The following is a 24,955-nucleotide window of genomic DNA, read 5'->3' on the forward strand; positions in this document are numbered from 1 at the left end:
TCGATTCCGGGCTTTTCTTTTTTGGCCGCGGCTCCCTATATGAAAGCCGACCCCCAATGGCGCGTCGCGCGCATGTTCATGTCTATAGGAGCCATCGATGCCCTCGTTTGATTTCGACCTTTTCGTAATTGGCGGCGGTTCCGGCGGCGTGCGCAGCGCGCGCGTGGCCGCGTCGCTCGGCAAGAAGGTCGGCATCGCGGAAGAATATCGCTATGGCGGCACCTGCGTCATCCGCGGCTGCGTGCCGAAGAAGCTGTTCGTCTACGCGTCGCAATACAGCGAGCATTTCGAGGATGCGGCCGGTTTCGGCTGGACGGTCGGCGAAAGCAGTTTCGACTGGAACAAGCTGATCGAGGCGAAGGACAAGGAAATAGCCCGGCTGGAGGGGCTCTACCGCAAGGGGCTCGACAACGCCAAGGCCGAGATCTTCGATACCCGCGCCGAACTGGTGGATGCTCACACGGTCAAGCTGCTGAAGACCGGCCAGACCGTCACGGCGGAAACGATCGTCATCGCGACCGGCGGGCGGCCGAACCTGCACACGGCGTTGCCGGGGCATGAGCTTTGCATCTCCTCCAACGAGGCCTTCCATCTGAAGGAGCTGCCGAAGTCGATCCTGATCGCCGGCGGCGGCTATATTGCCGTCGAATTCGCCAATATCTTCCACGGGCTCGGCGTCGAGACGACGCTGATCTATCGTGGCGCCGAAATCCTGTCGCGCTTCGACCAGGATTTGCGCAAGGGCCTGCACGAGGCCATGGAAGAGAAGGGTATCCGTATCCTTTGCCACGACATCCTCTCGAGCATCGAGAAGGTGGAGGGCAGGCTGCTCGTCCGGACCAAGAACGACAAGGTTCTGACGGTCGATACCGTCATGCTGGCGCTCGGCCGCACGCCGAATACCGAAAATCTGGGACTTCAGGCTGCCGGCGTTGCGATCAACGATCAGGGTGCCGTCATCGTCGACGAATATTCGCGCACGTCCGTTCCGAACATCTACGCGCTTGGTGATGTCACCGACCGGGTACAGCTGACGCCTGTCGCGATTCATGAAGCCATGTGTTTCATCGAAACCGTCTACAAGAACAATCCGACGCGGCCGGATCACGAGCTTATTGCGACGGCGGTGTTCTCGCAGCCTGAGATCGGCACGGTCGGACTGACCGAGGAAGAGGCGGCGAAACGCTATCCGGAACTCGAAGTCTATCGCGCGCAGTTCCGGCCGATGAAGGCGACGCTTTCCGGCCGCAGCGAGAAGACGATCATGAAGCTGATCGTCAATGCTGCCGACCGCAAGGTAGTCGGTGCCCATATTCTCGGTCACGAGGCCGGCGAGATGGCGCAGCTGCTCGGCATCACGCTCAAGGCCGGCTGCACCAAGGACGATTTCGATCGCACCATGGCGGTGCATCCGACCGCGGCGGAAGAATTGGTGACGATGTATTCGCCAAGCTATCGGATCCGCAACGGCGAGCGCGTGTAACGTGCCCGATAGGGGCAGGGATCGTCTCCGCCACAAAAGATTCGCACAGTAGTTCGTCTGCCTTTGCAAGCAGGCGGCAAAGGTTTATAAGCGCGCGTTATTTACGACGACGGGCCGCCCGGCCGAGATCGGGCGCACAAGCAGGTGAGTGAGATGGCAGAGAATTGGACCCCGAGCAGTTGGCGGCAGAAACCGATCCAGCAGGTGCCGGATTTTCCGGACAAGGCAGCGCTTGCAGAGACCGAAGCGCAGCTCGCAAGCTATCCGCCGCTGGTTTTTGCCGGTGAAGCTCGCCGCCTGAAGGCGCATCTTGCCAATGTTGCCGAGGGCAACGGCTTTCTGTTGCAGGGCGGCGATTGCGCCGAAAGCTTCGCCGAGCATGGTGCCGACACGATCCGCGACTTCTTCCGCGCCTTCCTGCAGATGGCCGTCGTCCTGACGTTCGGCGCGCAGCTGCCGGTCGTCAAGGTCGGCCGTATTGCCGGCCAGTTCGCCAAGCCGCGGTCTTCGAACATCGAAACGCAGAATGGCGTCTCGCTGCCGAGCTATCGCGGCGACATCATCAACGGTATCGACTTCAACGAAGAGTCACGCATCCCCAATCCGGAACGGCAGATGATGGCGTACCGCCAGTCTGCCGCGACGCTGAACCTGCTGCGCGCCTTCGCCATGGGTGGCTATGCCAACCTTGAAAACGTGCAGAAGTGGATGCTCGGCTTCGTCAAGGACAGCCCGCAGGGCGAGCGCTACCGCAAGCTCGCCGACCGCATCGGCGAGACCATGGACTTCATGCGCGCGATCGGCATCACCGCCGAGAGCAATGCGAGCCTGCGCGAGACCGATTTCTTTACCAGCCACGAGGCGCTGCTTCTGGGCTATGAAGAAGCCTTCACCCGCGTCGACTCCACGACCGGCGACTGGTACGCGACCTCCGGCCACATGCTCTGGATCGGCGACCGCACGCGCCAGGCCGATCACGCCCATGTCGAGTATTTCCGCGGCATCAAGAACCCGATCGGCTTGAAGTGCGGTCCTTCGCTTCAGGCGGACGATCTGCTCAACCTGATCGACATCCTCAATCCTGCGAACGAAGCCGGCCGTCTGACGCTGATCTGCCGTTTCGGTCACGACAAGGTTGCCGACAATCTGCCGCGCCTCATTCGCGCGGTTGAACGTGAGGGCCGCAAGGTCGTATGGTCATGCGATCCGATGCACGGCAATACGATCACGCTCAACAACTACAAGACGCGCCCGTTCGAGCGCATCCTGTCGGAAGTGGAAAGCTTCTTCCAGATCCATCGCGCCGAAGGCACGCATCCGGGCGGCATCCATATCGAGATGACCGGCAAGGACGTGACCGAATGCACGGGCGGCGCCCGTGCCGTCGGCGCCGAGGACCTGCAGGACCGCTACCACACGCATTGCGACCCGCGCCTCAATGCCGACCAGGCACTCGAGCTGGCCTTCCTGCTTGCCGAGCGGATGAAGGGCGGCCGCGACGAGAAGCGGATGCGCGCTCACGGCTGAGCGAATGCAGATATGAGAATGGTGAAACGGGTCGGCTCCACGCCGGCCCGTTTCGCTTTTGTACGGGTCGTATCAATGCGGCTGAAAGGTCCTTCATTTCTTTGAGATTGACCGCGGCAAGGTTCTCGGGAAGGCTCCCCGAAAATCGGGAGCGACTATGACAAGCGAACATACCGGAGGCTGCCTTTGCGGCAGCGTACGTTTAAGAACCAGCGGCAGACTGCGAGAGGTCGTCGCCTGCCATTGTTCGCAGTGCCGCAAGCAGACCGGGCTCTACTATGCCGCGACCAACGTGGCGGTCGATACGCTTTTCATCGAAGGGGAGGAGTCGATCACCTGGTATCGCGCCAGCACCTTCGCCCGCCGCGGCTTCTGCAAGACCTGCGGCTCCGCGCTGTTCTGGGCGGCGGATGGCGCCGACGAAATATCGATCATGGCGGGGCTGTTCGACCAGCCAAGCGATTTGCGGCTCGCCTATCACATTTATTGTGCCGACAAGGGCGACTATTACGAAATCACGGATGGCCTGCCGCAATACCGGCAAGGTCGGCCCGGATTGTTGACGGCGGGGCCTTCGGAATAGCGTTTGCCGGGGCAGGGCGTCTCTGCGTGGCGGATCGCCAGCCGTCTCGCTATTTGCGGATGATCGCCTCGATCGCCGATCCGATGATTTGGGGCACAAAGGCCAGCATCGCGATCAGCGACCATTTCCACAGGGCCTTGTATTGTTCCTGCTCGGCCATCTGCGGGGCGGAGACCAGTTCGTTCCTGAAATAGATGCAAAGCGCGAAAGCTATGACGGATAGCGCCGCAAACAGCGCCAGCGACACGAAAGCGGCTTTGCGGCCGAGCGTGGAGAGGCAGGCGACGGTAATGACCGTCAGCACGCAAGCAAGGCCCGCGCCGGTCGAGAACGCGGCATCCGCCCATTGTGGGTGAACGAGCTCGGTACCGCGAAAGATCCCTTGCCATGCTGCGATCCAGCTCAACAGAGCCGTGGGCGTGAACCGGAGTAGCGTGGCGAAGATCTTCATTGCGGTGCTTCGATCCAGGCCGGCGCGAAGAACGAGCCGACGACGATCTTGTTGCGATCCAGAATTTCGTATCTCGCGTTTTCGAGCGTCGGATTTTTGGGCATCGAAACGGTGAAGCTGATTTCGTTTTCTTCGGGGTTGGCGATTTTCCAGCTCATGTCCTTGAAGGAGGAGGCCGCACGCAAATAGGCCGCAGCCGGGCTTTCGCTTTCAAGCCTTATCGTCATATCCAGCGGATTGCCTTCGTCGCGGCCTTCGATGCGGGAGAATCTGTAGGCTATGTTCTGCCGGTAGTTTCCCTCGCCATCGAGGTGCGTCGATGTTTTTCCTTCGATTTTCAGCATCGTGTCGTGAGACTTCTCGCGGTCCGAAGGGGCGAAAAGCTTGAAGAGCGTGTCGATATAGTCGGGTATCTTTTCGAGAATCCTGTCGCCGACACTGGTCGCTACGGGTCGGCAGCCGTCGCTATCCTGCTTTTGCATCTGCGTGCTGTCGGTGGCATGGCCGAGATACGGATCCACCAGCATTTCGGAGAGCGGCCCATATTCGAGGCAGGAATGCGCATCGATCGTCTGCCGGTTCACGAAGGTTCTCGATGAAGGCACCGCTTCACCCGGGAGCACGTAGCTTTTAGGCCCGGGTATTTTCCAATCTATCCAGAGATCCTTGTCTCCGTTGTTTTTAACGCAGCTTTCATAGACCTCCACATTTGCATCCCTATAGACACGGCTGGACGTTTCGAACGCGATACCGTTGAGCTGATGCGGCTTTACGATCTTGCTCGGACACTCGTCGGCTGAAGCGCCGTACACAGGCACGAGCAGGATCATGGCGGTCGAAATCGCCAAGAGAGACAGAGTGTGAAATTTCATGCGGCAATCTGGCATAAGCGGCCTCGCTCGGTGATCGCGTTTCGGGATCAACTCTTCAAGGATACAAACAGATTTCGGATGCTCTGATGCCGATCGGAACTTAATACTTGTGGTTTTCTACCGTCCGTCTTCGCGAATATATTAGATTTACGGCCGAGCCGGAAGCTTTAGTTTTTAGACACGCTTCCGGCGCTTGCTTCCATGTGCCTTCTAAGGACGGCAAATTCTTCCCGCAATGTGGCAAGCTCCGTCAGGACCTGCATATCGATCTTCTGGTGCAGCGAGAGAACTTCCAGTTCGGCCTTGAGATTGACCTCATAGTCCTTGGCGGCTTCGAAGCGGTCCCGCTCGGCCTGCCGGTTCTGCGACATCATGATGATCGGAGCCTGGATGGCCGCAAGCATGGAGAGGACAAGGTTCAGGAAGATGAAAGGATAGGGGTCGAAGGCGCGCGTGGTCAGAAGGATGGTGTTGATGAGGCACCAGAAGACCAGGAACAGCAGAAACGCGACAATGAAGCCCCAGGAGCCGCCGACGCGGGCGATACCGTCCGCCAGACGCTGTCCGGTGGAGGATTCTGCCTTTATGGCCGCATTGATATCGGTGGATATGATTTTCCGCTCGTGCGCTTTCGCGAGGACGCGCTTTTCGATGTCACCGAGTTCATCGGCTGACTTGTCGAAATGCAGATGAACGAAGTTGGGCAAATTGTGCATAAGGGGGCTCCGGGAATCCTGATGGCATTCGATGCAACTATTCGACCAATGGGAAAAAATGCAACGGCGAAAGAGCTTTGGTCCCGATCGCGTAGGGAGCGACGGTATTGCTCCGCTTTGTGGCAACGGCATTGCTGTGCGGGAACAAAGGCTCGCATGTTCGAGGTTCTGGCCAGCCGAAAAGCCTCAGCCGGCCGCTTGCACTATCGTTGATGACGTCGAAGCTCGGATGCCGGTACGCCGGACCGCGTTCGTATCGTCATGCCTCGGCCAATGCGTCAGGGGAATTGTTCCCTCGAATCGCAGCGCGGGCTCTAGCTGCTTTCCTGGCCGACAATGTCCGCATGGGTGGGGAAGAAACGCTCGAGCCCATATTGCTGTCCAAACATCATGTCATGCTGCAGATAGCGGTAGTCGCGCATCATAGGGTCGATATCCTGCTCCTTGCGCGCCCAGTCCGGGAAAGCCTGGTTGTCTCGGGTCGCCAGCTGATAGCGGTCGACGATGTTGTATTTCTTCTGCACGCGGCCCAGGAACCCGGTGTAGAAAGGGTGCTCGTAGCCGGCGGTTTTCAGCAGCTGGTAGGGCAGCTGCGAGGGGCTGATGGTGCCGATGTCCTTGCGGGCGCCCTTCTTGCTCGACCAGATGACGAGTGGCGTCTCGTGCTCCTTCTTCATGACGTCGAGCGGCGCTTTCCGGGTCGCGACCTGCTGCGGCATATAGCCGGTGTCCGGGTAGACGTTGCCGAGGGGCGGCAGATGATCGCCCCAAAGGACGACGATCGTTTCGCGGTCGCGCTTTTCGGCCCAGTCCATCAACATCCTGAGGCTGGCGTCGGCTTCGCGCACGCCCTGCGCATAGGTGGCAAGCGTCGCGCGGTCGTCATCGTTCAGATTTCCGCCGATACCGACGGTATTCTCAGCGTAGCGGTTGGCTTCGTAGGGGCCATGTCCCTGAAGGGTGACGGCAAAGAAGAAGAACGGGCGCTCGGCCGCGTCGCCCTCGCGCATGATTTCCTTCATCAGGGAGTCGTCGGCGGCGAACATGCCGCGCTTGTCCATGGGCGGCAGGGTTTCCTGCGTATGGAATTCCTCGAAGCCAAAAGCCTTGTAGACCTCGTTACGATTCCAGAACCAGCCGCTGAAAGGGTGAAGGGCGCGCGCCGTATAGCCTTCACCACGGAAGAAGGTGGCAAGCGAGGGCATCGGGCGGCGCACATATTGCTGATAGGGAATGCTGCCATAGGGCAGGAAGGCGTTGGAGAAGCCGGTCAGCGCCTCGAATTCCACATTGGCGGTCATGCCGCCGAACTCCGGCGAGAAGACGTTTCCGGATTGCCGGGCGCGGATCGTCGGCATCGGATCGGGCGTGAAGGCGATGTTGGAAAGCCGTGTCGGATCCCAGAGGGATTCGCTCATCAGCACGATGACATCGGGCTTCTGGCGCGGACCGGAGAGATAGCCGTAGTTCCGCGCCGGTATGGCGTCGATCGCGTTCGATCCGTAGCCGGCCGGTGACTTGACGTCGGCCATGGGCAGATTGAGCGCGAAGGCGATGACGAAGCCGTTATGGCTATAGTTTTCCTTCTGGTCCCAGACGATCGGAATGATGCCCAGCTTTTCGCGAATGAACGAATATTGCGTCGGGTCCATCTGCGAGACGAAAAGCGCTGCCAGCGGCAGACAGATCGAAAGCCTGCCGAGGCGCTCCTTCGGCGAGAGCGCTGCGGCATGACGCCGGATATAGCGCCAGAGCAATGTCATGGCGGCTAGGCAGACGACGATGCCGGCGACGAGCGCGACCGCCGTCCAGGGGCGATCCCTGACCATGACCGGCATCAGCTCCATGATCTGCCGTACGAACAGCAAGTCGGAGGGATAGAGCGGGTCGGACAGATAGTTCTGCTTCTGACTGGAAATGAAGGCAGGCACGACGAGCAGCGGCGCGACGATCAACGCCGACAGGTGCACGCGGCCGATCAACGCGTCGAGGATGAGCATCGTCAGCATGACGATGCCGACCGTTGCCAAGCCGGGGCGGGCGGTCGAAAGCAGATAGGACGGGATGGGCGCGAACTCGCCGCGTGCGATCCATTCGACGGCGATGACAATGGACAAGGAGAACAGCATGGTCAGCGTCAGACTCAGAAGCAGGCGCACGACAGCGGATCTTTGTCTCGCTGCGCCGATCTTCTGGAAAAGAGCAAGCCTGCCCGCCAAGGCGGACTCGATGACCAATGCGACCAAGGATTTCTCCAAATGCTACAAAGTATTCATAGAAGTGTCATGCTTCTGTCATGAACGGTGGATGAACCGCAAGGCAGGCTTAGTAATTTTCCGAGTAAAAATACCGCCTATGCGAGCAGCTCGATCTTTGACGCCTGGCGGGGAAGGAAGGCGGTTGCGGAAGAAAGATGCCGTCGTTAAATGTATGGCATGACAGAGCAAAGCCCGATTACCCACACCATCCGCATCGCCGTCGCGCAGCTTAATCCGACGGTCGGTGACGTCTTAGGCAACCTCGCCAAGGCGCGAGAGGCGCGGGCGGAAGCAGCGCGCGAAGGCGCGCAGCTCATATTGCTGACGGAATTGTTCATTTCCGGCTACCCGCCGGAAGATCTCGTGTTGAAGCCGGCCTTCATTCGCGCCTGCTGGAAAGCGGTGGAAAGCCTTGCGGCAGATACCGCCGACGGCGGCCCTGGCGTCGTTATCGGTTTTCCCCGGCAGGACGATACCGGCCGCTACAATTCGGTAGCCGTGCTGGACGGCGGCAAGGTCATCTTCATCCGGGACAAGGTCGACTTGCCGAACTATGGCGAGTTCGACGAGAAGCGGGTTTTCGACGAAGGGACGATCGCAGGGCCAGTCAATTTCCGTGGCGTCCGTATCGGCATACCGATTTGCGAGGAGATCTGGAACGATCTCGGAATCTGCGAGACGCTGGCGGAAAGCGGTGCGGAAATCCTGCTGGTCCCCAATGGTTCGCCTTACTATCGCGGCAAGGTCGATGTCCGTCATCAGGTCGCTTTGCGGCAGGTGATCGAGTCGGGCCTGCCGCTCATCTTCGCCGCGCAGGTCGGCGGTCAGGACGAACTGGTTTTCGACGGCGCAAGCTTCGGCTTCAACGCCGACAAGACGTTGGCCTTCCAGATGAGCCAGTTCGAAACCGCCCTGGCGGTCACCACCTGGAAGAAGAACGGCGATGGCTGGCACTGCGCCGAAGGCCCGATGGCGCATATTCCGGAAGGCGAGGAGGCGGATTATCGCGCCTGCCTGCTGGGCTTCCGCGACTATGTCAACAAGAACGGCTTCAAGTCCGTCGTGCTCGGCCTTTCCGGCGGCATCGATTCCGCGATCTGCGCTGCGATCGCCGTCGATGCGCTCGGCGAGGAGCGCGTGCGCACTGTTATGCTGCCTTACCGCTATACGTCGCAGGATTCGCTGAAGGATGCGGCCGACTGCGCCAAGGCGCTTGGCTGCCGCTACGATATCGTGCCGATCGAGGATCCTGTCACCGGCTTCAGCTCGGCTTTGTCCGACCTGTTCGAAGGCACGGAAAGCGGTATCACCGAGGAAAACCTGCAGAGCCGCGCCCGCGGCACCATCCTGATGGCGATCTCCAACAAGTTCGGCTCGATGGTGGTGACGACGGGCAACAAGTCGGAAATGTCTGTCGGATACGCCACACTCTACGGCGACATGAACGGCGGCTTCAATCCGATCAAGGATCTCTACAAGATGCAGGTCTATGCGCTGTCGCGCTGGCGCAACCTGCATGTGCCGCCCGGCGCGCTCGGGCCTTCGGGCGAGGTGATCCCCTACAACATCATCGACAAGGCGCCTTCGGCGGAGCTCCGGCCGAACCAGACGGACCAGGATTCGCTTCCGCCCTATCCGGTGCTCGACGATATCCTCGAATGCCTGGTGGAGAAGGAAATGTCCGTCGAAGAGATCGTGGCGCGCGGCCATGACATCGCGACGGTGCATCGCGTCGAGCATTTGCTCTATCTCGCTGAATACAAGCGCCGCCAGTCGGCGCCGGGCGTGAAGATCACCAAGAAGAATTTCGGCCGCGACCGTCGCTATCCGATCACCAATCGGTTCCGCGATCGCTGATCGCGCCTTCATCGCAGGAAGAGGACGAATGCGCAGCTCGGTCGAGATCTACAACATCCGCACCGGCGGGAACCGGGTTGTCTGGCAGACGGACCAGCTGGTCGAGGCGCCGAACTATTCGCCGGATGGACGCTATCTGCTGCTGAACGGCGATGGGCTGCTGTATCGACTGCCGCTGGATGGCAGTGGCGAGGCCGCGCCTGTCGATACCGGCTTTGCGACGCGATGCAACAACGATCACGGCATCTCGCCCGATGGCTCGCTGATTGCGATTTCCGACAAGACCGAGCATGGCAAGGCCTGCATCTATGTCTTGCCGGCAGAGGGGGGCACGCCAAGGCAGGTGACGACCAATCTGCCGTCCTACTGGCATGGCTGGTCTCCGGACGGAAAGCGTTTCTCCTACTGCGGCATCCGTAACGACGTCTTCGATATCTACACGATTTCGATCGACGGCGGCGAGGAGACGCGGCTGACACACGGCGAGGGCCGCAACGACGGCCCTGATTTCTCAGCCGACGGGCAGTGGATCTACTTCAACTCGAGCCGCACCGGCCTGATGCAGATCTGGCGTATACATCCCGATGGCACCGGCCTGCAGCAAGTGACCCATGACAATTACGGCAACTGGTTTGCGCATCCGTCGCCGAAGAACGACAAGGTCGTCCTGATCTCCTACGATCCGGACGTCTTCGATCATCCGCGCGACCTTAATGTGCGGATGCGGCTGATGGACATGGATGGCAGCAATATCACGACGCTGTTCGAACTCTTCGGCGGCCAGGGCAGCATCAACGTGCCGAATTGGTCACCGGATGGTGATGCGTTTGCCTATGTGCGTTACGAGCCCGTCTGACCCTCTGGACAGAGTGCAACCGGCGCTATAGATCTGGGTGCGTTCGCAGGGCGCATCCGATCCGCGGGAAGGGCAAGGCCCACCTGATGCACGTAGAATGAGACTGCCACACCTCTTTTCAGTCTGTGGGCGCGGATACCGGACGTAAATGGAAGGAGGTCTATCGTGACCACGCGCTCTTTGGCGAGCACCGCCACACTCGATTCCCTGAAAAAGCAGGCCAAGTCTTTCCTCAAGGCCGTTCAATCCGGCGATGCGTCGGCATGCAGCCGCGTCGCGCCGTATTTTGCCGACATCGCCCATGTCGGACTGCAGGACGTCCAGCTCGTCCTCGCCCGCGAATTCGGCTTCTCCAGCTGGACGAAGCTCAAGGCGCATCTGGAAAGCGGCGACCGCAAGCATATTCCGCGAGATCAGCTGGCCAACGGTTTCCTATCGCTCGCAACGGTCTCCTATTTTGGCAACATTCCGGCCGATCCAGCGCGCTTCGATGAGGCGCGGCAGTTGCTCGAGGAAAATCCGGATATTGCCGGGGAGAACATCCATATTGCCGCGGCGCTTGGGGATGCCGATGGCATCGGGCGCTGGCTGGATCGCCAGCCGCAGCTGCTCGACCGCAGGGGCGGGCCCTACGACTGGTCTCCGTTGATGTATGCCGCCTATGCCCGCCTGCCGGGCAGATCCAGCCTGCCGGCCGCCCGCGAGCTCGTCAGGCGCGGGGCCGATGTCAATGCCTTCTTCCTCGATAGCGGTCAGTATCGGTTCACCGTGCTGACCGGTGTCTTCGGGGAGGGCGAGGCGGGAAAAATCCGCCAGCCGCAGCATCCGGATTGCAATGCTTTCGCGCGTCTGCTGCTGGAGGCCGGCGCCGAAGCCAATGACAGCCAGGCGCTTTACAACCGGATGTTCGAGCCGGACGATACGTGCCTGACCCTCCTGCTGGAATACGGTCTTTCGGCCGAAGACAGGAACAATTGGCTGGTGCGCGAAGATGGCAGGCTGGTCGCAAATTCGCAGACCGTGTTCGACTATCAGCTGGCATGGGCGCTGGAGCATCGCATGGGCTCGCGCGTGCGCCTGCTGGTGGAGCATGGCGCCGATGTCAGCAGACCGGTTAACGGCAGAACACCCTATGAATGGGCGCGTCTTGGCGGCGACAGCGAGCTGGCGGCATATCTGGTGCGCAAGGGCGCGGTCGCGGTTCGCCTAAAACCGGCGGATTGGGCTTACATCCAGATAAAGAGCGGCGATATATCCGCCGATCAGATCAACGCCGTTTTCAGGCAAATGCCGGGCGGGGACGACCTCGATATCGCGGCGGCGTTGCAGAAGGCTCATCCCGCCATGCTGCACGAAGCTGCCGGCGACAACGATCTCGGCGTCGTCCGCCGGATGCTGGACCTCGGTGTCGACGTCAATGCCATGACCAGCCGCACGCCGCTGCATGAAGCAGCGCTTCATGGCAATATGGACATGGCCAAGCTGTTGATCGAGCATGGTGCCGATACCACCCTGCGCGATCCATATTTCGCCGCGCCGGCGATCGGCTGGGCCGAATACAACGGCAAGGCGGAAATGGTCGAGTTTCTGAAAGCCTATCCGCTCGATGTCTTCGCTGTCGCGGCCTTCGGCCAGGTTGAGCAGTTGACGGATCTCCTCAACCGACATCCGGAGCAGCTGGATATTCGCTTCGGCGACATCCGCCCGCACGGGCAGCCTACCGATCGAGATTGGATGACGCCGCTCGGCTTTGCCATCGGCAACCGGCGGGCTGACGCCGTGCGTTTCCTGCTTGAGCGCGGTGCCGACCGCGCGGTCAGAGATGCATCCGGAAGGTCCTATCGCGATCTTGCGCAGGAGACGGATGACGATGTCATCGTTTCCCTGCTGCGCCAGCCCGGTACGGCTTGAAAACATGGCGGCCGGAGCTGTTTCAAAGAGAATGGACAGGGCTTTCCGGCCCGCTTTGCGTGAAAGCGAATAGATGGGGCGGTCAGGCGAGTATGAAACGCTTGGCCGCTCTATTGCGCCTGCTGCGGCCCGGTTGCCTTCGGGTGCTTCAAGTCGATGCTGCCCTGATCGGTCGCCAGAAATTGGGGGCCGACTTGGCGGACCTTGTGGGCTGAAGGATCGTAGGGGCGATCCGGCGGAAACTGCTGCGGTTCGGCTTGCGTTACCGCCGGCGCTTTCGTCTGGGGTGCCTGCCGTCGCTCGAGACTGGAATTCTTCTGGAGCCTGGGCGCTTCGATGACGGTGATGGAGCTTTCGGGCTGCGCCAGGGACTGTTCCTGCGGCACATAGGCATCCAGTTTCGTGCGGGTGTCGATGACGATATCCGGCGTGGCGGAAGCCGGCAGGCTGCAGCCGTTCCGTTGCATCGTATCCAGCAATTGCCGGCGCTGCACGGTCACGACATCGTCTCGGCCGTGGCTCTGCTCGCGCTGGTCCATCAGCGTGGCAAGATCGTGCCGCATCTGATCGAGCGACGTCCTCATGTCGTCGCAGGCGCCCTGATCGTCCTGTCCTTCGATCGCCACGCCGCCATAGTCTACGCAACCCTGATTGCGCAGATCGCTCATTGTCCGGCGGATCATCATGTTCTGCTGCACGATGTCGCGCGACAGCTGGCGCGTCTCCTGGCTCGCGCCGATCACTTCGTTGATGTTCACGTAGCGACCGCGCAATTCGTCGCAGAAATTAACCTGCGCGAAGCTGGGTGTGGCCGTCAGCAAGGACAGCAAGGCAAAGGAAGCGTATTTTGTGCCGCGATACACGGTTCTTCTCTCGAAAGCGGTTCGATTCCGCTGAAGCCTATACCTTCGAGCTTAACAACGTATCCATCAAAACACATGGATTTCGAGAGGAATTTTACGAAATTGCAACTCGCAGCCGCCATCCGGCGGCTGCGAGAAAGAGTTGATCAGGCAAGCTGCGATGCTTCAACCACGGCGAGAGCCGCCATGTTGACCACACCGCGGGACGTGACCGAAGGCGAGAGTATGTGGGCCGGAAGCGCCGTGCCGAGCAGGATCGGGCCGACATGCAGGCCATCGGTCATCGTCTTGACCACGCCAAGCGTGATGTTGGCGGCATCCAGATTCGGGAAGACGAGCAGATTGGCTTCGCCGGAAAGCGCGCTGTCCGGCATGACATGGCGGCGCAGGCTCTCGGAAATGGCGCTGTCGCCGTGCATTTCGCCGTCGATTTCCAGGTCGGGCGCGGCTTTGCGCACCAGCGCCAGAGCGTTGCGCATCTTTGTCGCGCTTTCGGATTCCCGGGAACCGAAGTTGGAATGCGAGACGAGAGCGGCGCGCGGCTCGATGCCGAAGCGCTTGATTTCCTGCGCGGCCAGCACGGTCGATTCCGCGATTTCCTCGGCGGTCGGATTAAACGTCACATAGGTATCGGCGTAGAAGGTGGTGCCGCGCTGCGAAATAAGCAGGCTGAGCGCGGAGAAATCCCGAACGTCCGGCCGCTTGCCGATGACCTGCCGGACGACGCGCAGATGGCGCTCGTAGCGGCCTTCGAGGCCGCAGATGAGCGCATCGGCTTCGCCGCGCTTCAGGGCCAGCGCGCCGATCACGGTCGTGTTGGTACGTACGATCGTGCGAGCGGCTTCGGGGATGACGCCGGCGCGGCCGACGAGCGAGAAATAGAGCTCGACATATTCGCGGAAGCGCGGGTCGTCTTCCGGGTTGATGACGGCGAAATCGGTATGCGGGCGGATCTTCAGGCCATAGCGCTTCAGGCGGGTCTCGATGACGGAAGGACGGCCGATCAGGATCGGGACGGCCGTGCCTTCTTCCAGCAAGACCTGGGCGGCGCGCAGCACGCGCTCGTCCTCGCCTTCGGAGAAGACGACGCGCTTGCGTTCGGCGATCTTCGCGGCCGCGAAGATCGGCTTCATGATGAAGCCGGAGCGGAAGACGAAGCGGTTGAGCTCGTCCATATAGGCGTCGAAATCGGTGATCGGACGCAGCGCCACGCCGCTGTCGGCAGCCGCCTTCGCCACGGCCGGCGCGATGCGCAGGATGAGGCGCGGATCGAAGGGCGAGGGGATCAGGTAGTTGGGGCCGAAGACTGGCGTCTCACCGGAATAGGCGCGGGCGGCGACGTCGGACGGCTCCTCGCGGGCGAGAGCGGCGATGGCGCGCACGGCGGCCATCTTCATCTCTTCGTTGATCGTCTTGGCGCCGCAATCGAGCGCGCCGCGGAAGATATAGGGGAAGCAGAGAACGTTGTTCACCTGGTTCGGGAAATCCGAACGGCCGGTGCAGATCATGGCGTCGGGACGGGCCGCGCGGGCGAGATCCGGCATGATTTCCGGCGTCGGATTGGCGAGCGCCATGATCAGCGGCTTTTCCGCCATCTGCTCGAGCAGTTCCGGCTTCAGGACGCCGGCGGCCGAAAGGCCGAGGAAGACATCGGCGCCCGGAATGGATTCGGCCAGCACGCGCTTATCGCTGTCCTGCGCGTAGATCGACTTCCATTCGTCCATCAGGACGTTGCGGTCCTTGTAGACCAGGCCTTCGATGTCGTGGACCCAGATGTTTTCGCGCCGAGCGCCGAGCGTCACGAGCAGGTTGAGACAGGCGAGTGCCGCGGCCCCTGCGCCGGAGGCGACGATCTTGACGTCTTCGATCTTCTTGCCGGCCAGTTCCAGCCCGTTGAGGATGGCGGCTGCGACGATGATGGCGGTGCCGTGCTGATCGTCGTGGAAGACCGGAATTTCCATCTTCTCGCGCAGGCGGCGTTCGACGTCGAAGCATTCCGGCGCCTTGATGTCTTCGAGGTTGATGCCGCCGAAAGTCGGCTCGAGCGCCGAAATCGTGTTGACCATCTCATCGACGGTGGGAGCTGCAATTTCGATGTCGAAGACGTCGATGCCGGCGAACTTCTTGAAGAGAACGGCCTTGCCTTCCATGACGGGCTTGGAGGCGAGCGGGCCGATATTTCCAAGGCCGAGCACGGCGGAGCCGTTCGAAATCACGGCAACGAGATTGGCGCGCGACGTATAGTCGGCCGCCGTTTCCGGATTGTCGCGGATGGCTATGCAGGGGGCTGCGACGCCCGGGGAATAGGCGAGCGCGAGGTCACGCTGGTTGCCCAGCGGCTTGGTCGCCTGAATTTCCAGCTTGCCGGGGCGGGGATAGCGATGGAAATAGAGCGCCTGTTCGTCGAGATTTCCGCTCGCCATGTTCTTGGCTGCTTTCGAAGTGTCGTTCGTATCCAAGTCGCGTCTCCATTCCTGCCTGCGCTAGAGCCCCCTGCATACATCAATCGCTCCGCCTTCACAGTATGCAATCGACGTCGCAATGCGTTTTTGCCATGGCAAAACTGAATTGCCTTTTCTGCAATGGTGACACGACGGCCTTCTCGCGGGTCGCATTTGTTGCGCGCGCGTCGTCGGTCATTCGTTGCGCCGATGTCGGTTGCTTCGATCCTTTAGCTCTTTCGACGGGATGGCGTGATGGTGCATGGCTGGATGAGCGGCACATACTGCGAAGAGCCATGTTTCGCCTTGGTGTTGCCAGTTTTTCAAGCGACCGTCCGGACCTTGCGATCGCGGCGGGACGCGGCTGAACCTGGCCTATAAGCCGTCAAACACAGGGCTTGTCATCTTCCTGAAACACGAGTCTGGTTTTGGAATAGCCAAGGTAGGATAGGGCACGGACAAAAAGTTCGTGAATGAAAACATGGACACCCGGCGATTTCGAACGCTGTTCATTTCTGACGTGCACCTGGGCTCGAAGGCCGCCAAGGCGGACTACCTGCTCGACTTTCTCCGCTATCACGAAGCCGACACCATCTTCCTGGTCGGCGATATCGTCGACGGCTGGCGGCTGAAGCGAAACTGGTACTGGCCCCAGGATTGCAATGACGTCGTACAGAAGCTTCTGCGCAAGGCGCGCAAGGGCACGCGCATCGTCTATATTCCCGGCAACCACGATGAATTCCTGCGGGATTTCCCCGGCATGCACTTCGGCGGCATCGAGGTCGCGCAGCGCGCCATTCACGAAACGGCCGACGGCAAGAAGTATCTTGTCCTGCACGGCGACGAATTCGACGTCGTCGTCCGCAACGCGCGTCTGCTCGCCTATCTCGGCGATTGGGCCTATGACATGGCCATCCTGATCAATATCGGTCTTGCAGCGGTGCGCCGCCGCCTCAACATGCCTTATTGGTCCTTCTCGGCCTGGGCGAAGCTGCAGGTGAAGCACGCCGTCAACTTCATCGGCGAATTCCAGCGCGTCGTCGCCGAAGAGGCCAGGCGCAACGATGCCGATGGCGTGATCTGCGGCCATATCCACCATGCCGTCATCGAGGATCTGGATGGCGTGCGCTACATCAACACCGGCGACTGGGTGGAAAGCTGCACGGCGATCGCCGAGCACGAAGACGGCACCTTCGAGCTCATCACATGGCGAACCATCCTGGAGACGCAACCGGCAGGTTCCCCGGCAGAGGAATTGCTGCGGCCTCTCGGCGCTCAGGCGGCGTAAGTTTTACGCCTCTTCACGGCCCTGATAATAGCGTGTCATAATTATTGATCGCTTAAGAACGGCTGCGCCTCGGGATTTTTCCGAAACGTTACGGTTTTGGCCATTTCTCGCCATAGTCGTGCTCACGATAGCGTGATAGGGACAAATCAGTTCCCCTTCAGGTCTGTCATGATTCCCGCGATAAAGTCCTTCCAGGGCGAGGGTGCGCCCCCGTATTTCCGCTTGCGCACCGCCTTGTCCTATTGCGCGCCGTTGTTCGTCAACGGAGTTGCCCTGCCGTTCTTTCCCGTCTGGCTGGCGGGGCTGAATTTCAACGACCACGAGATCGGTCTCGTGATCGCCATTCCCATGGTCGTGCGCGTTCTCGTGACGCCCGTCATCGCCACGCTGGCCGATCATATGACGGAGCGCGCCGACGTGCTTCTATGGTCCGGCGCCCTTTCGCTTCTGACAGCGATAGCGCTCTACTGGACCAGCGATTTCTGGCCGGTGCTTCTGGTGTACGGCATCCAGGGCGCGACTTATGCGCCATACGTGCCGGTGGTCGAATCCATCGCCATGTCGGGCGTGCGACGTTGGGGGTTCGATTACGGCTCCATGCGGGTCTGGGGATCGATCACCTTCATCCTCTCGACCCTCCTCGGCGGTCAGCTGATCAGTATGTGGGGCGGAACCACCGTGTTGCCCGTCATGGTGGCAGGCTTCATCCTCACGACGCTGATGGGGCTGTTCGCCCCGCGCATCGGACCGACGCGCCGCCAGAACCAGCCGATCAACCTGCAGTCGCCGACCGGGAATTTGCGTTCTCCGCAGCTGCTCATAACCATGATCGGGGTATCGGTGCAGCAGTCGAGCCACGCGATGCTTTATACGTTCGCGTCGATCTACTGGCGCAAGCTTGGCTTTTCGGGTGCCGAGATCGCCGTTTTGTGGAGCATCGGCGTCGCGGCCGAGGTCATGGTCTTCTTCCTGTCGAAAAAATTGAGCCGGCGGTTCAGCGCATGGACGCTGATCTTCTTCGGCTCGAGCATGTGCATTCTGCGTTGGGTCCTGTTTCCGATCAATCTCGGTTTCATCGGCTATTTCGTGCTGCAGTGTTTTCATTCCTGCACCTATGCCTGCGTCCATACGGGCATTCAGCGCCGCATCGTCGCATCGGTCCATGAAACGCAGGAATCATCCGCCCAGGGCGCCTACTATTTCTACAACGGCATGTTTCTCGGCCTGATGACGCTGGCATCCGGATATCTCTATGCGTGGCTCGACCTCTCGAGCTACTATGTCATGGCCGGTGTCGCCGCCCTGGGCCTCGCCATGGTCGTTTTCGCCTATGGGCTGAGGACCAGAAACCCGGTGATTGGCGGAGGCGCTCACGGCGTATCCTGACACGGCTTAACAAATTCATTTGGATATCAAAAACCCGTGACATATGTTGTCGGCGGCATGAGATGGATATTCCCTGTTCGGTCGGTGTATGAAGCATCGATTCCAGCGAGCTCTCCGAGTCGGTATGTTGTGACAGATTTGAAAGACGCATGAATTTGAAAGCAGCCGAACAGAAGTCCGACGCACCGAGGATCGATGATGCGCCCGAGGGTGCAGGCCATCGCTATCGACTTGAGGGCAATTGGCGCAGCGCCAACGTGCATGGCGTCTTGCGACAGATCGAGCAGTTGTCGAAGCGCAGCTCCGGCGGCGAGGTCGTGATCGATCTTTCAGGCCTCTCGGATGTCGATACCGCCGGCGCGCTGCTGATTCGTCGTCTCAAAGAGAGTCAGGAAGCACACCAGGCTCATGTTACGATCGAAGGATCGGACCCCCATATCGACGAATTGCTGACGGCCTTCGATGCGCATCCGGACGATCAAGCTGCATCGCCGAAGCCGGAGAAGTCCTTGCCGGAACGGCTTTTCGCGCCCATCGGCAAGAGCGTCTACGACATATGGGGCAATCTCGTCGCCGCCATGTACATTTTGGGTTCGGCGGTGCGCGGCGCGCAGCTCAAGTTCGGGCGCGGCAGCGGCGTTTCGCCGGCTTCGATCATCAATCAGATCGACCATATGGCGGTGCGCGCCGTTCCGATCATCCTGCTGATGTCGTCACTGATCGGTGCGATCATCGCGCAGCAGGGCGCTTTCCAGCTGCGCTATTTCGGTGCCGAGGTCTTCGTCGTCGATCTGGTCGGCATCCTGCAATTGCGTGAAATCGGCGTGCTTCTGACGGCGATCATGATCGCCGGCCGTTCCGGCAGCGCAATCACCGCGGAAATCGGCTCGATGAAGATGCGCGAGGAAGTGGACGCGCTGAAGGTCATGGGCCTCAATCCCATCGGCGTGCTCATTTTCCCGAGGCTCGTGGCTCTGACGGTTGCCTTGCCGCTGCTGACAGTCATTGCCAACTTCGCTTCGCTTTTCGGCGCTGCCATGGTCGCATGGGCCTATTCCGGCATCACCGTTGCGACCTTCATTTCGCGCCTGCACGAGGCGATCAGCCTTTCCACGGTCATTTCGGGCATGATCAAGGCGCCGTTCATGGCGCTGGTCATCGGCATCGTCGCGGCGGTGGAGGGATTGAAGGTTGGAGGCAGTGCCGAGTCGCTGGGTCAGCATGTGACCTCATCGGTGGTGAAATCGATTTTCGTGGTTATCCTGATGGACGGGCTGTTCGCCATGTTCTACGCAGCGATCGATTTCTGAGGGATGTCAACGATGAGCGCGCTTCACTCGGAAATCCCATTGGACAAGGATGAACATGGCAGGGACATCGTGCTGTCGGCGCAGGATGTCACCGTTGCCTTCGGGTCGAAGGTCGTCCTCGACAAATTGAACCTGAACATCTATCGCGGCGAAATCCTGGGATTTGTCGGGGCCTCGGGTGCCGGCAAGTCCGTTCTGCTGCGCACGGTACTGCGATTGCTGCCACGCCGCTCGGGCAAGATCGAGATTCTCGGCGAAGATTACGACAAGCTCGACGAGCAGGACCGCAACCGGCTGGACATGCGCCTCGGGGTGCTCTTCCAGCAGGGCGCGCTGTTTTCTTCGCTGACGGTGAAGGAAAACATCCAGGTGCCGATGCGGGAATATCTGGATCTGCCCAAGGAGATGATGGACGAGCTGGCGCTGATGAAGATCCGCATGGTGGGTCTGGCTGCCGACGCCGCCGACAAATATCCGTCCGAGCTTTCCGGCGGCATGATCAAGCGCGCCGCGCTGGCCAGAGCCCTGGCGCTCGATCCGGATCTCGTCTTTCTCGACGAACCGACATCGGGTCTCGACCCGATCGGCGCCTCGGAGTTCGACGAGCTGATCGCGAGGCTGCGCGACACGCTCGGCCTCACCGTTTATATGGTGACTCACGATCTCGACAGCCTGTTTTCCGTCTGCGACCGTATTGCTGTTCTCGGACAGAAGCGGGTATTGGTGGAAGGCACGGTCGAGGACATGCTCGCCTGTGATGACCCCTGGGTGCAATCTTACTTCAGGGGAAAGCGCGCACGCTCGATCGTGCCGCGGGAAGACATCAGGGAACGCAACGACGACAAAGGCGCAAGCGCCCACAGCCGCGAGAAGTGACTGGAGACAATGGAAACCAAAGCCAATTACACGATCGTCGGGTTCTTTACGCTGCTTGTCATCGCGGCCGCCTTCGGTTTCGTCTACTGGATGGCGGAGTATGGCCGGGGCGGTCCCATGGTCGAACTCGTCGTGCGCATTCCCGGTTCGGCGAACGGATTGAGCGTCGGCTCGCCGGTTCGCTTCAACGGTATCCAGGTCGGGTCTGTTCAGAGCCTCTCCATCGACGCCGATGATCCAAACTATTCGCTGGCTTTTACGCAGGTGCGCGCGGATGCGCCGGTCTACACCTCGACCAAGGCCATCCTTGAAATCCAGGGTCTCACGGGCGCTGCCTATATCGAGCTTTCCGGCGGCCGCAACGGCGACGAAAACATCCTGAAGCGCTCGATCGATACCGGCAAGCGGGCGGTGCTGCTCGCCGACCAGTCGAGCGTGACCAACTTGCTGACGACGGCGGACAAGATTCTGAACCGTGCCAACGACACGATCGGCGACATCCAGGGCTTCGTATCGGATTCGCGCGGACCCTTGACCGATACGGTGCGCAACGCGCAGAAGTTCTCCAAGGCGATTGCCGACAATTCCGACAATATCGACAAGTTCCTGGCAAGCGTCGGCCAGCTTTCCGATACCTTCAAGACGGTATCGACCCGTGTCGATTCGACGCTGGACGCGATCGAGAAGCTGGTGCGTGCGGTCGATGCGCAGAAGGTCAACGACGTCATAGCCAATGCGGACAAGATCACCGCGAACGTGGCGGATGCGACGACCGATCTGAAGGCGACGGTCGCAAGCTTCAAGCAGACGGCGGATACGTACAACACCTTTGGACAGAACGCGCAGAAGACGCTCGATCGCGTCGATGCGATCGTTGCGCAGATCGATCCCGCCAAGATCAAGGGATCGGTTGACGATATTGCCGACGTGACGAAACAGGCGCGCGTCGCGGTCGCATCCATACGGGATGTCGCCAATTCGGTCGCGGCCCGTCAGCAGGACATCGATCAGACGATCGCCAATGCCCGCGATATCTCTACGAAGCTCAATGCGGCGTCCGGCAAGGTGGATGGCATCCTCACCAAGCTTGATTCCCTGCTTGGCAGCGACAGCACGCAATCGCTGTTTGCCGAGGCCAAGGATACGCTCCAGTCCTTCAAGAACATGGCTGACAACCTCAATTCTCGCATCGGTCCGATTGCCGACAATCTGCAGCGGTTCTCCAGCAGCGGCCTGCGCGATGCGCAGACCCTCATCAACGACATACGGGGCACGGTTGACAATCTGAATAGCACAATCACTAATTTTGACCGCAATCCGCAGCGACTGATTTTCGGTGGCGATACGGTCAAGACATATGACGGCCGCGCGCGGCATTGATGAAGAGCGATATCTGGTCTCCGGGGGATAAGCTGAATATGGTCGGTTGCGTGTCGAGTGAGCGTCATCAGGTGTGGAAAGCTGTGATCGCATTGCCGTTGCTTGCGGCCCTGCTTGCAGGCTGTGGAACCTCTTCCAACAACGATACCTACGATCTTTCCGCGTCGGTGAAGGCGAACGGGCCATCGGTCAAGAAGCGCCAGATCCTTATTCCGCCGCCGACCGCATTACAGGCGCTGGACAGCAACCAGATCGTCATCCGCGTTTCGGGTTCGGAGATCCAGTATCTCGGCAAGTCGCAATGGAGCGACAAGCTGAGCCGGATGGTGCAGTCGAAACTGGTCGAAGCGTTCGAAAACACCGGCAAGCTCGGTGGCGTCGGCGTGCCGGGGCAGGGGCTTGCGATCGACTATCAGATCGTCACGGATATCCGTGCCTTCGAGATCAATGCATCGGGCGGCCAGAAGACGGCTACGGTCGAAATCTCGGAAAAGATCCTGAACGACCGCACGGGTACGGTGAAGGCGCAGAACGTCTTCCGCAAGGTCGTGCCCATCAGCGGCAGCAGCAATCCCGATTTCGTTCGTGCGCTTGACGCTGCGTTTGCAGGCGTGGCGGGTGAGCTCGTCGACTGGACCTTGCGCTCTCTCTAGGCGCGGATTTCCGGAAGCACTGCGCAGCTTATTCGTTTTTGCCATATGGTTCCGAACAGAGGCGGCTGTGCACCTTTGCCGGAGCCATCCTAGCGCTCCATAAGCTCTTTCAGCGTTTTCAGGTCCCGCATGACGTGCGCAGCGTCAGCCGCGAACTGTTGCTCGTCCATGCCCGGGAGCCGGAGCAGCGTGAACATGACCTCGCTGCCATCGCCGTTCGGTACGATGCGCAACGTATTGTGAACCTGAAGGCCGGATTCCAGTGTCACCCGATGGTCGATGACGCCGAAATCGTTGGGCGGCGCGAAGCGCACGCGGGCCGTCCCAAGGGTGCCTTCTGCGATCCAGTCATCGCCGTCCTGCGTCAGTCCCGATGCCAAGCCGGAAGCCCATGACGGCATGTTTTCCGGGCGGCTGGCATAGTCGTAGACCTCTCTCCAGTCGCGATCGATGGAGATGTGCACGATCTTTGCGCTCATGGTCGACATGGTGGTTTCCTCCTCTATATCATCCTGCATACGGCTCTGAACGGTCGTGTAGACGCTGGTTCGGAAATGCATGAATCACGAATCCCGCAACATTCTTGCACAGTCCTGCAAAGGGAACGATTCACGGCTCGCGAAGGCTTGCCGTTTTTCGTCCGGAGTGCAACAACAACCCCCAACGCAGGGCTGTCGCCGGTCGCGCCGAGCGTCGGCGGGATTGCGTCATATCGGATGTTGCTGCGTCTTCCGGGTCTTCAGGGTGGGGCCGGATGCAGTCAACGAGTCACTGGAGGATTGTCGTGGAAAAGGCAGAAATCGGGCTGATCGGTCTCGCTGTGATGGGATCGAATCTGGCGCTCAACATTGCCGAAAAAGGCAACAAGATCGCGGTGTTCAACCGTACCCCGCAGGTAACGGATGAATTCTACGCGAATGCGGGCGCTCTCAAGGACAAGATCATTCCTTGCAAGACGATCGAGGAGTTCGTCGACGCGATCCGACCACCGCGGCCGATCATCATCATGATCAAGGCCGGCGATCCGGTCGACCAGCAGATGGCGGCGCTGCAGCCCCATCTCGACAAGGGCGACATCATGATCGACGCCGGCAACGCCAATTTCCGCGATACGATCGCCCGCTTCGACCGGCTGAAGGACACCGGCCTGACCTTCATCGGCATGGGCGTGTCCGGTGGTGAGGAAGGCGCGCGCCACGGCCCGTCGATCATGGTCGGCGGAACGGAGGAATCCTACAAGCGCGTCGAAAAGGTCCTGACCTCGATCGCCGCCAAATACAATGACGATCCTTGCGTTGCCTGGCTCGGCAACGGCGGCGCCGGTCATTTCGTCAAGACCATCCATAACGGCATCGAATATGCCGACATGCAGATGATCGCCGAGATCTACGGCATCCTGCGCGATGGCCTCGGCAAGAGCGCCGCCGAGATCAGCTCCATCTTCGGCGAGTGGAACAAGGGCCGCCTCAACTCCTACCTCATCGAGATCACCGAGAAGGTTCTGGCGGCCAAGGATCCGGCAACCGGCAGCGCCGTGCCCGATATCATTCTCGACAAGGCCGGCCAGAAGGGCACCGGCAAGTGGTCCGTCATCGAAGCGCAGAACATGGGCATTCCGGCGACCGCCATCGAAGCCGCCGTCGCTGCGCGTAGCCTCTCTGCCATCAAGAGCCAGCGCGAGGCCGCCGAAAAGATCTTCGGCAAGCCGGACTACAAGTTCCCGATCGCGTTCGGCCCCGACCTGTTAAAGGATCTCGAGCTCGCATTGTTTGCTGCCAAGATCGGCGCCTACGCTCAGGGTTTTGCCGTCATGGCCGAAGCGTCGAAGGAGTTCAACTGGTCGCTGCCGATGCCCATCATCGCCAAGATCTGGCGTGCCGGCTGCATCATCCGCTCGCAGTTCCTCGACGAGATCACCAGCGCCTTCACGAAGACGCCGGATGCGGCGAACCTGATCGTCACTCCGGCTTTCGCCGAAATGGTGAAGGAATCGATCCCGTCGCTGCGGCGTATCGTTTCGGCTGCGACAGCCGCCGGCCTGCCGGTTCCGGCGCTGGCTTCGGCATTGACCTATTTCGATGCCTACCGCCAGGCTCGCGGCACGGCCAACCTGATCCAGGCCCAGCGCGACTTCTTCGGCGCTCACGGCTTCGATCGCGTCGATGGCAAGGATATTCACCACGGCCCTTGGGGCAGCGGCGCCCACGGCTGATAGAACCATCGAACTCTATGTGAAAAGGCCCG

General features: G+C 60.4%; 20 protein-coding genes. 13 read left to right on the forward strand and 7 right to left on the reverse strand.

Annotated features, from left to right (window positions below):
• Positions 1 to 97 precede the first annotated feature (97 nt).
• The 3 genes from gor (at position 98) to GR212_RS25750 (ending at position 3,593) form a co-directional block, all read left to right on the forward strand.
• Complete coding sequence (gene gor, locus GR212_RS25740; RefSeq protein WP_163990890.1) at positions 98 to 1,483, forward strand: glutathione-disulfide reductase; 1,386 nt, start codon at positions 98 to 100, stop codon at positions 1,481 to 1,483.
• 153 nt (positions 1,484 to 1,636) lie between these two features.
• Positions 1,637 to 3,010: a class II 3-deoxy-7-phosphoheptulonate synthase gene (locus tag GR212_RS25745; protein WP_163990892.1), complete on the forward strand. Its 1,374-nt coding sequence runs from the start codon at positions 1,637 to 1,639 to the stop codon at positions 3,008 to 3,010.
• Between the two features lie 157 nt (positions 3,011 to 3,167).
• Positions 3,168 to 3,593 (forward strand): GFA family protein, encoded by a 426-nt coding sequence (locus GR212_RS25750; RefSeq protein WP_163990894.1) that lies wholly within the window; start codon positions 3,168 to 3,170, stop codon positions 3,591 to 3,593.
• A gap of 49 nt (positions 3,594 to 3,642) precedes the next feature.
• Here GR212_RS25750 and GR212_RS25755 read toward each other — a convergent pair whose 3' ends face one another.
• From GR212_RS25755 to GR212_RS25770, 4 genes are all read right to left on the reverse strand, one after another.
• Entirely contained in the window at positions 3,643 to 4,044 is a 402-nt protein-coding gene (locus tag GR212_RS25755; protein WP_163990896.1) for a hypothetical protein, read from the reverse strand.
• Positions 4,041 to 4,916, reverse strand: coding sequence for a hypothetical protein (locus tag GR212_RS25760; RefSeq protein ID WP_163990898.1), 876 nt, complete (start codon positions 4,914 to 4,916; stop codon positions 4,041 to 4,043). Before GR212_RS25760 ends, GR212_RS25755 begins: the two co-directional genes overlap by 4 nt.
• Positions 4,917 to 5,083: 167 nt before the next feature.
• Positions 5,084 to 5,632, reverse strand: a complete 549-nt coding sequence (locus GR212_RS25765; RefSeq protein WP_163990900.1) for a DUF1003 domain-containing protein — start codon at positions 5,630 to 5,632, stop codon at positions 5,084 to 5,086.
• A gap of 314 nt (positions 5,633 to 5,946) precedes the next feature.
• On the reverse strand, positions 5,947 to 7,821 hold the full coding sequence (locus GR212_RS25770; RefSeq protein ID WP_348643540.1) for an LTA synthase family protein: 1,875 nt from the start codon (positions 7,819 to 7,821) through the stop codon (positions 5,947 to 5,949).
• Positions 7,822 to 8,067: 246 nt separating this feature from the next.
• On the opposite strand from GR212_RS25770, the gene GR212_RS25775 reads away from it, so the two are divergent.
• From GR212_RS25775 to GR212_RS25785, 3 genes are all read left to right on the forward strand, one after another.
• Positions 8,068 to 9,747, forward strand: coding sequence for an NAD+ synthase (locus tag GR212_RS25775; RefSeq protein ID WP_163990905.1), 1,680 nt, complete (start codon positions 8,068 to 8,070; stop codon positions 9,745 to 9,747).
• Positions 9,748 to 9,775: 28 nt separating this feature from the next.
• The gene (locus GR212_RS25780) at positions 9,776 to 10,603 is read left to right on the forward strand and encodes a TolB family protein (protein ID WP_163990907.1); all 828 of its coding nucleotides are present in this window, start codon (positions 9,776 to 9,778) and stop codon (positions 10,601 to 10,603) included.
• A 165-nt stretch (positions 10,604 to 10,768) separates the two neighbouring features.
• Positions 10,769 to 12,514, forward strand: coding sequence for an ankyrin repeat domain-containing protein (locus tag GR212_RS25785; RefSeq protein ID WP_163990909.1), 1,746 nt, complete (start codon positions 10,769 to 10,771; stop codon positions 12,512 to 12,514).
• Positions 12,515 to 12,624: 110 nt separating this feature from the next.
• Here the strand turns inward: GR212_RS25785 and GR212_RS25790 are convergent, their stop codons facing one another.
• Both GR212_RS25790 and GR212_RS25795 read right to left on the reverse strand, forming a co-directional pair.
• Positions 12,625 to 13,377, reverse strand: coding sequence for a hypothetical protein (locus GR212_RS25790; RefSeq protein WP_163990911.1), 753 nt, complete (start codon positions 13,375 to 13,377; stop codon positions 12,625 to 12,627).
• A 146-nt stretch (positions 13,378 to 13,523) separates the two neighbouring features.
• The gene (locus GR212_RS25795) at positions 13,524 to 15,800 is read right to left on the reverse strand and encodes an NADP-dependent malic enzyme (protein WP_432444409.1); all 2,277 of its coding nucleotides are present in this window, start codon (positions 15,798 to 15,800) and stop codon (positions 13,524 to 13,526) included.
• A gap of 499 nt (positions 15,801 to 16,299) precedes the next feature.
• On the opposite strand from GR212_RS25795, the gene GR212_RS25800 reads away from it, so the two are divergent.
• From GR212_RS25800 to GR212_RS25825, 6 genes are all read left to right on the forward strand, one after another.
• A complete protein-coding gene (locus GR212_RS25800; RefSeq protein ID WP_163990916.1) occupies positions 16,300 to 17,106 on the forward strand; it encodes a UDP-2,3-diacylglucosamine diphosphatase in 807 nt (268 codons plus the stop codon).
• Between the two features lie 168 nt (positions 17,107 to 17,274).
• Complete coding sequence (locus tag GR212_RS25805) at positions 17,275 to 18,492, forward strand: MFS transporter (RefSeq protein WP_163990917.1); 1,218 nt, start codon at positions 17,275 to 17,277, stop codon at positions 18,490 to 18,492.
• A 149-nt stretch (positions 18,493 to 18,641) separates the two neighbouring features.
• Complete coding sequence (locus GR212_RS25810) at positions 18,642 to 19,802, forward strand: ABC transporter permease (RefSeq protein ID WP_163990920.1); 1,161 nt, start codon at positions 18,642 to 18,644, stop codon at positions 19,800 to 19,802.
• A 12-nt stretch (positions 19,803 to 19,814) separates the two neighbouring features.
• The gene (locus GR212_RS25815) at positions 19,815 to 20,678 is read left to right on the forward strand and encodes an ABC transporter ATP-binding protein (protein WP_163990921.1); all 864 of its coding nucleotides are present in this window, start codon (positions 19,815 to 19,817) and stop codon (positions 20,676 to 20,678) included.
• Positions 20,679 to 20,687: 9 nt separating this feature from the next.
• A complete protein-coding gene (locus GR212_RS25820; protein WP_163990923.1) occupies positions 20,688 to 22,058 on the forward strand; it encodes an MlaD family protein in 1,371 nt (456 codons plus the stop codon).
• 38 nt (positions 22,059 to 22,096) lie between these two features.
• Positions 22,097 to 22,711, forward strand: coding sequence for an ABC-type transport auxiliary lipoprotein family protein (locus GR212_RS25825; RefSeq protein ID WP_163991124.1), 615 nt, complete (start codon positions 22,097 to 22,099; stop codon positions 22,709 to 22,711).
• 89 nt (positions 22,712 to 22,800) lie between these two features.
• Here the strand turns inward: GR212_RS25825 and GR212_RS25830 are convergent, their stop codons facing one another.
• The gene (locus GR212_RS25830) at positions 22,801 to 23,199 is read right to left on the reverse strand and encodes an SRPBCC family protein (RefSeq protein ID WP_163991125.1); all 399 of its coding nucleotides are present in this window, start codon (positions 23,197 to 23,199) and stop codon (positions 22,801 to 22,803) included.
• A gap of 296 nt (positions 23,200 to 23,495) precedes the next feature.
• Here GR212_RS25830 and gndA point away from each other — a divergent pair, with 296 nt between their 5' ends.
• The gene (gndA, locus tag GR212_RS25835; protein ID WP_163990926.1) at positions 23,496 to 24,923 is read left to right on the forward strand and encodes an NADP-dependent phosphogluconate dehydrogenase; all 1,428 of its coding nucleotides are present in this window, start codon (positions 23,496 to 23,498) and stop codon (positions 24,921 to 24,923) included.
• The last annotated feature ends 32 nt before the right edge of the window (positions 24,924 to 24,955 follow it).

The organism is Martinezella lusitana (assembly GCF_010668395.1).
Taxonomy (GTDB): Bacteria; Pseudomonadota; Alphaproteobacteria; order Rhizobiales; family Rhizobiaceae; genus Rhizobium; species Rhizobium lusitanum_A.

Excerpts from the sequence above, each read along its gene's own strand:
- GR212_RS25805 (WP_163990917.1), top strand. The coding sequence starts at position 17,275 with ATGATTCCCGCGATAAAGTCCTTCCAGGGCGAGGGTGCGCCCCCGTAT.
- GR212_RS25820 (WP_163990923.1), top strand. The coding sequence starts at position 20,688 with ATGGAAACCAAAGCCAATTACACGATCGTCGGGTTCTTTACGCTGCTT.
- GR212_RS25780 (WP_163990907.1), top strand. The coding sequence starts at position 9,776 with ATGCGCAGCTCGGTCGAGATCTACAACATCCGCACCGGCGGGAACCGG.
- GR212_RS25810 (WP_163990920.1), top strand. The coding sequence starts at position 18,642 with ATGAATTTGAAAGCAGCCGAACAGAAGTCCGACGCACCGAGGATCGAT.
- GR212_RS25750 (WP_163990894.1), top strand. The coding sequence starts at position 3,168 with ATGACAAGCGAACATACCGGAGGCTGCCTTTGCGGCAGCGTACGTTTA.
- GR212_RS25830 (WP_163991125.1), bottom strand. The coding sequence starts at position 23,199 with ATGTCGACCATGAGCGCAAAGATCGTGCACATCTCCATCGATCGCGAC.
- GR212_RS25795 (WP_432444409.1), bottom strand. The coding sequence starts at position 15,800 with ATGGCGAGCGGAAATCTCGACGAACAGGCGCTCTATTTCCATCGCTAT.
- GR212_RS25745 (WP_163990892.1), top strand. The coding sequence starts at position 1,637 with ATGGCAGAGAATTGGACCCCGAGCAGTTGGCGGCAGAAACCGATCCAG.
- GR212_RS25760 (WP_163990898.1), bottom strand. The coding sequence starts at position 4,916 with ATGAAATTTCACACTCTGTCTCTCTTGGCGATTTCGACCGCCATGATC.
- GR212_RS25775 (WP_163990905.1), top strand. The coding sequence starts at position 8,068 with ATGACAGAGCAAAGCCCGATTACCCACACCATCCGCATCGCCGTCGCG.
- GR212_RS25800 (WP_163990916.1), top strand. The coding sequence starts at position 16,300 with ATGGACACCCGGCGATTTCGAACGCTGTTCATTTCTGACGTGCACCTG.
- GR212_RS25765 (WP_163990900.1), bottom strand. The coding sequence starts at position 5,632 with ATGCACAATTTGCCCAACTTCGTTCATCTGCATTTCGACAAGTCAGCC.
- GR212_RS25815 (WP_163990921.1), top strand. The coding sequence starts at position 19,815 with ATGAGCGCGCTTCACTCGGAAATCCCATTGGACAAGGATGAACATGGC.
- GR212_RS25755 (WP_163990896.1), bottom strand. The coding sequence starts at position 4,044 with ATGAAGATCTTCGCCACGCTACTCCGGTTCACGCCCACGGCTCTGTTG.
- gor (WP_163990890.1), top strand. The coding sequence starts at position 98 with ATGCCCTCGTTTGATTTCGACCTTTTCGTAATTGGCGGCGGTTCCGGC.
- GR212_RS25825 (WP_163991124.1), top strand. The coding sequence starts at position 22,097 with ATGGTCGGTTGCGTGTCGAGTGAGCGTCATCAGGTGTGGAAAGCTGTG.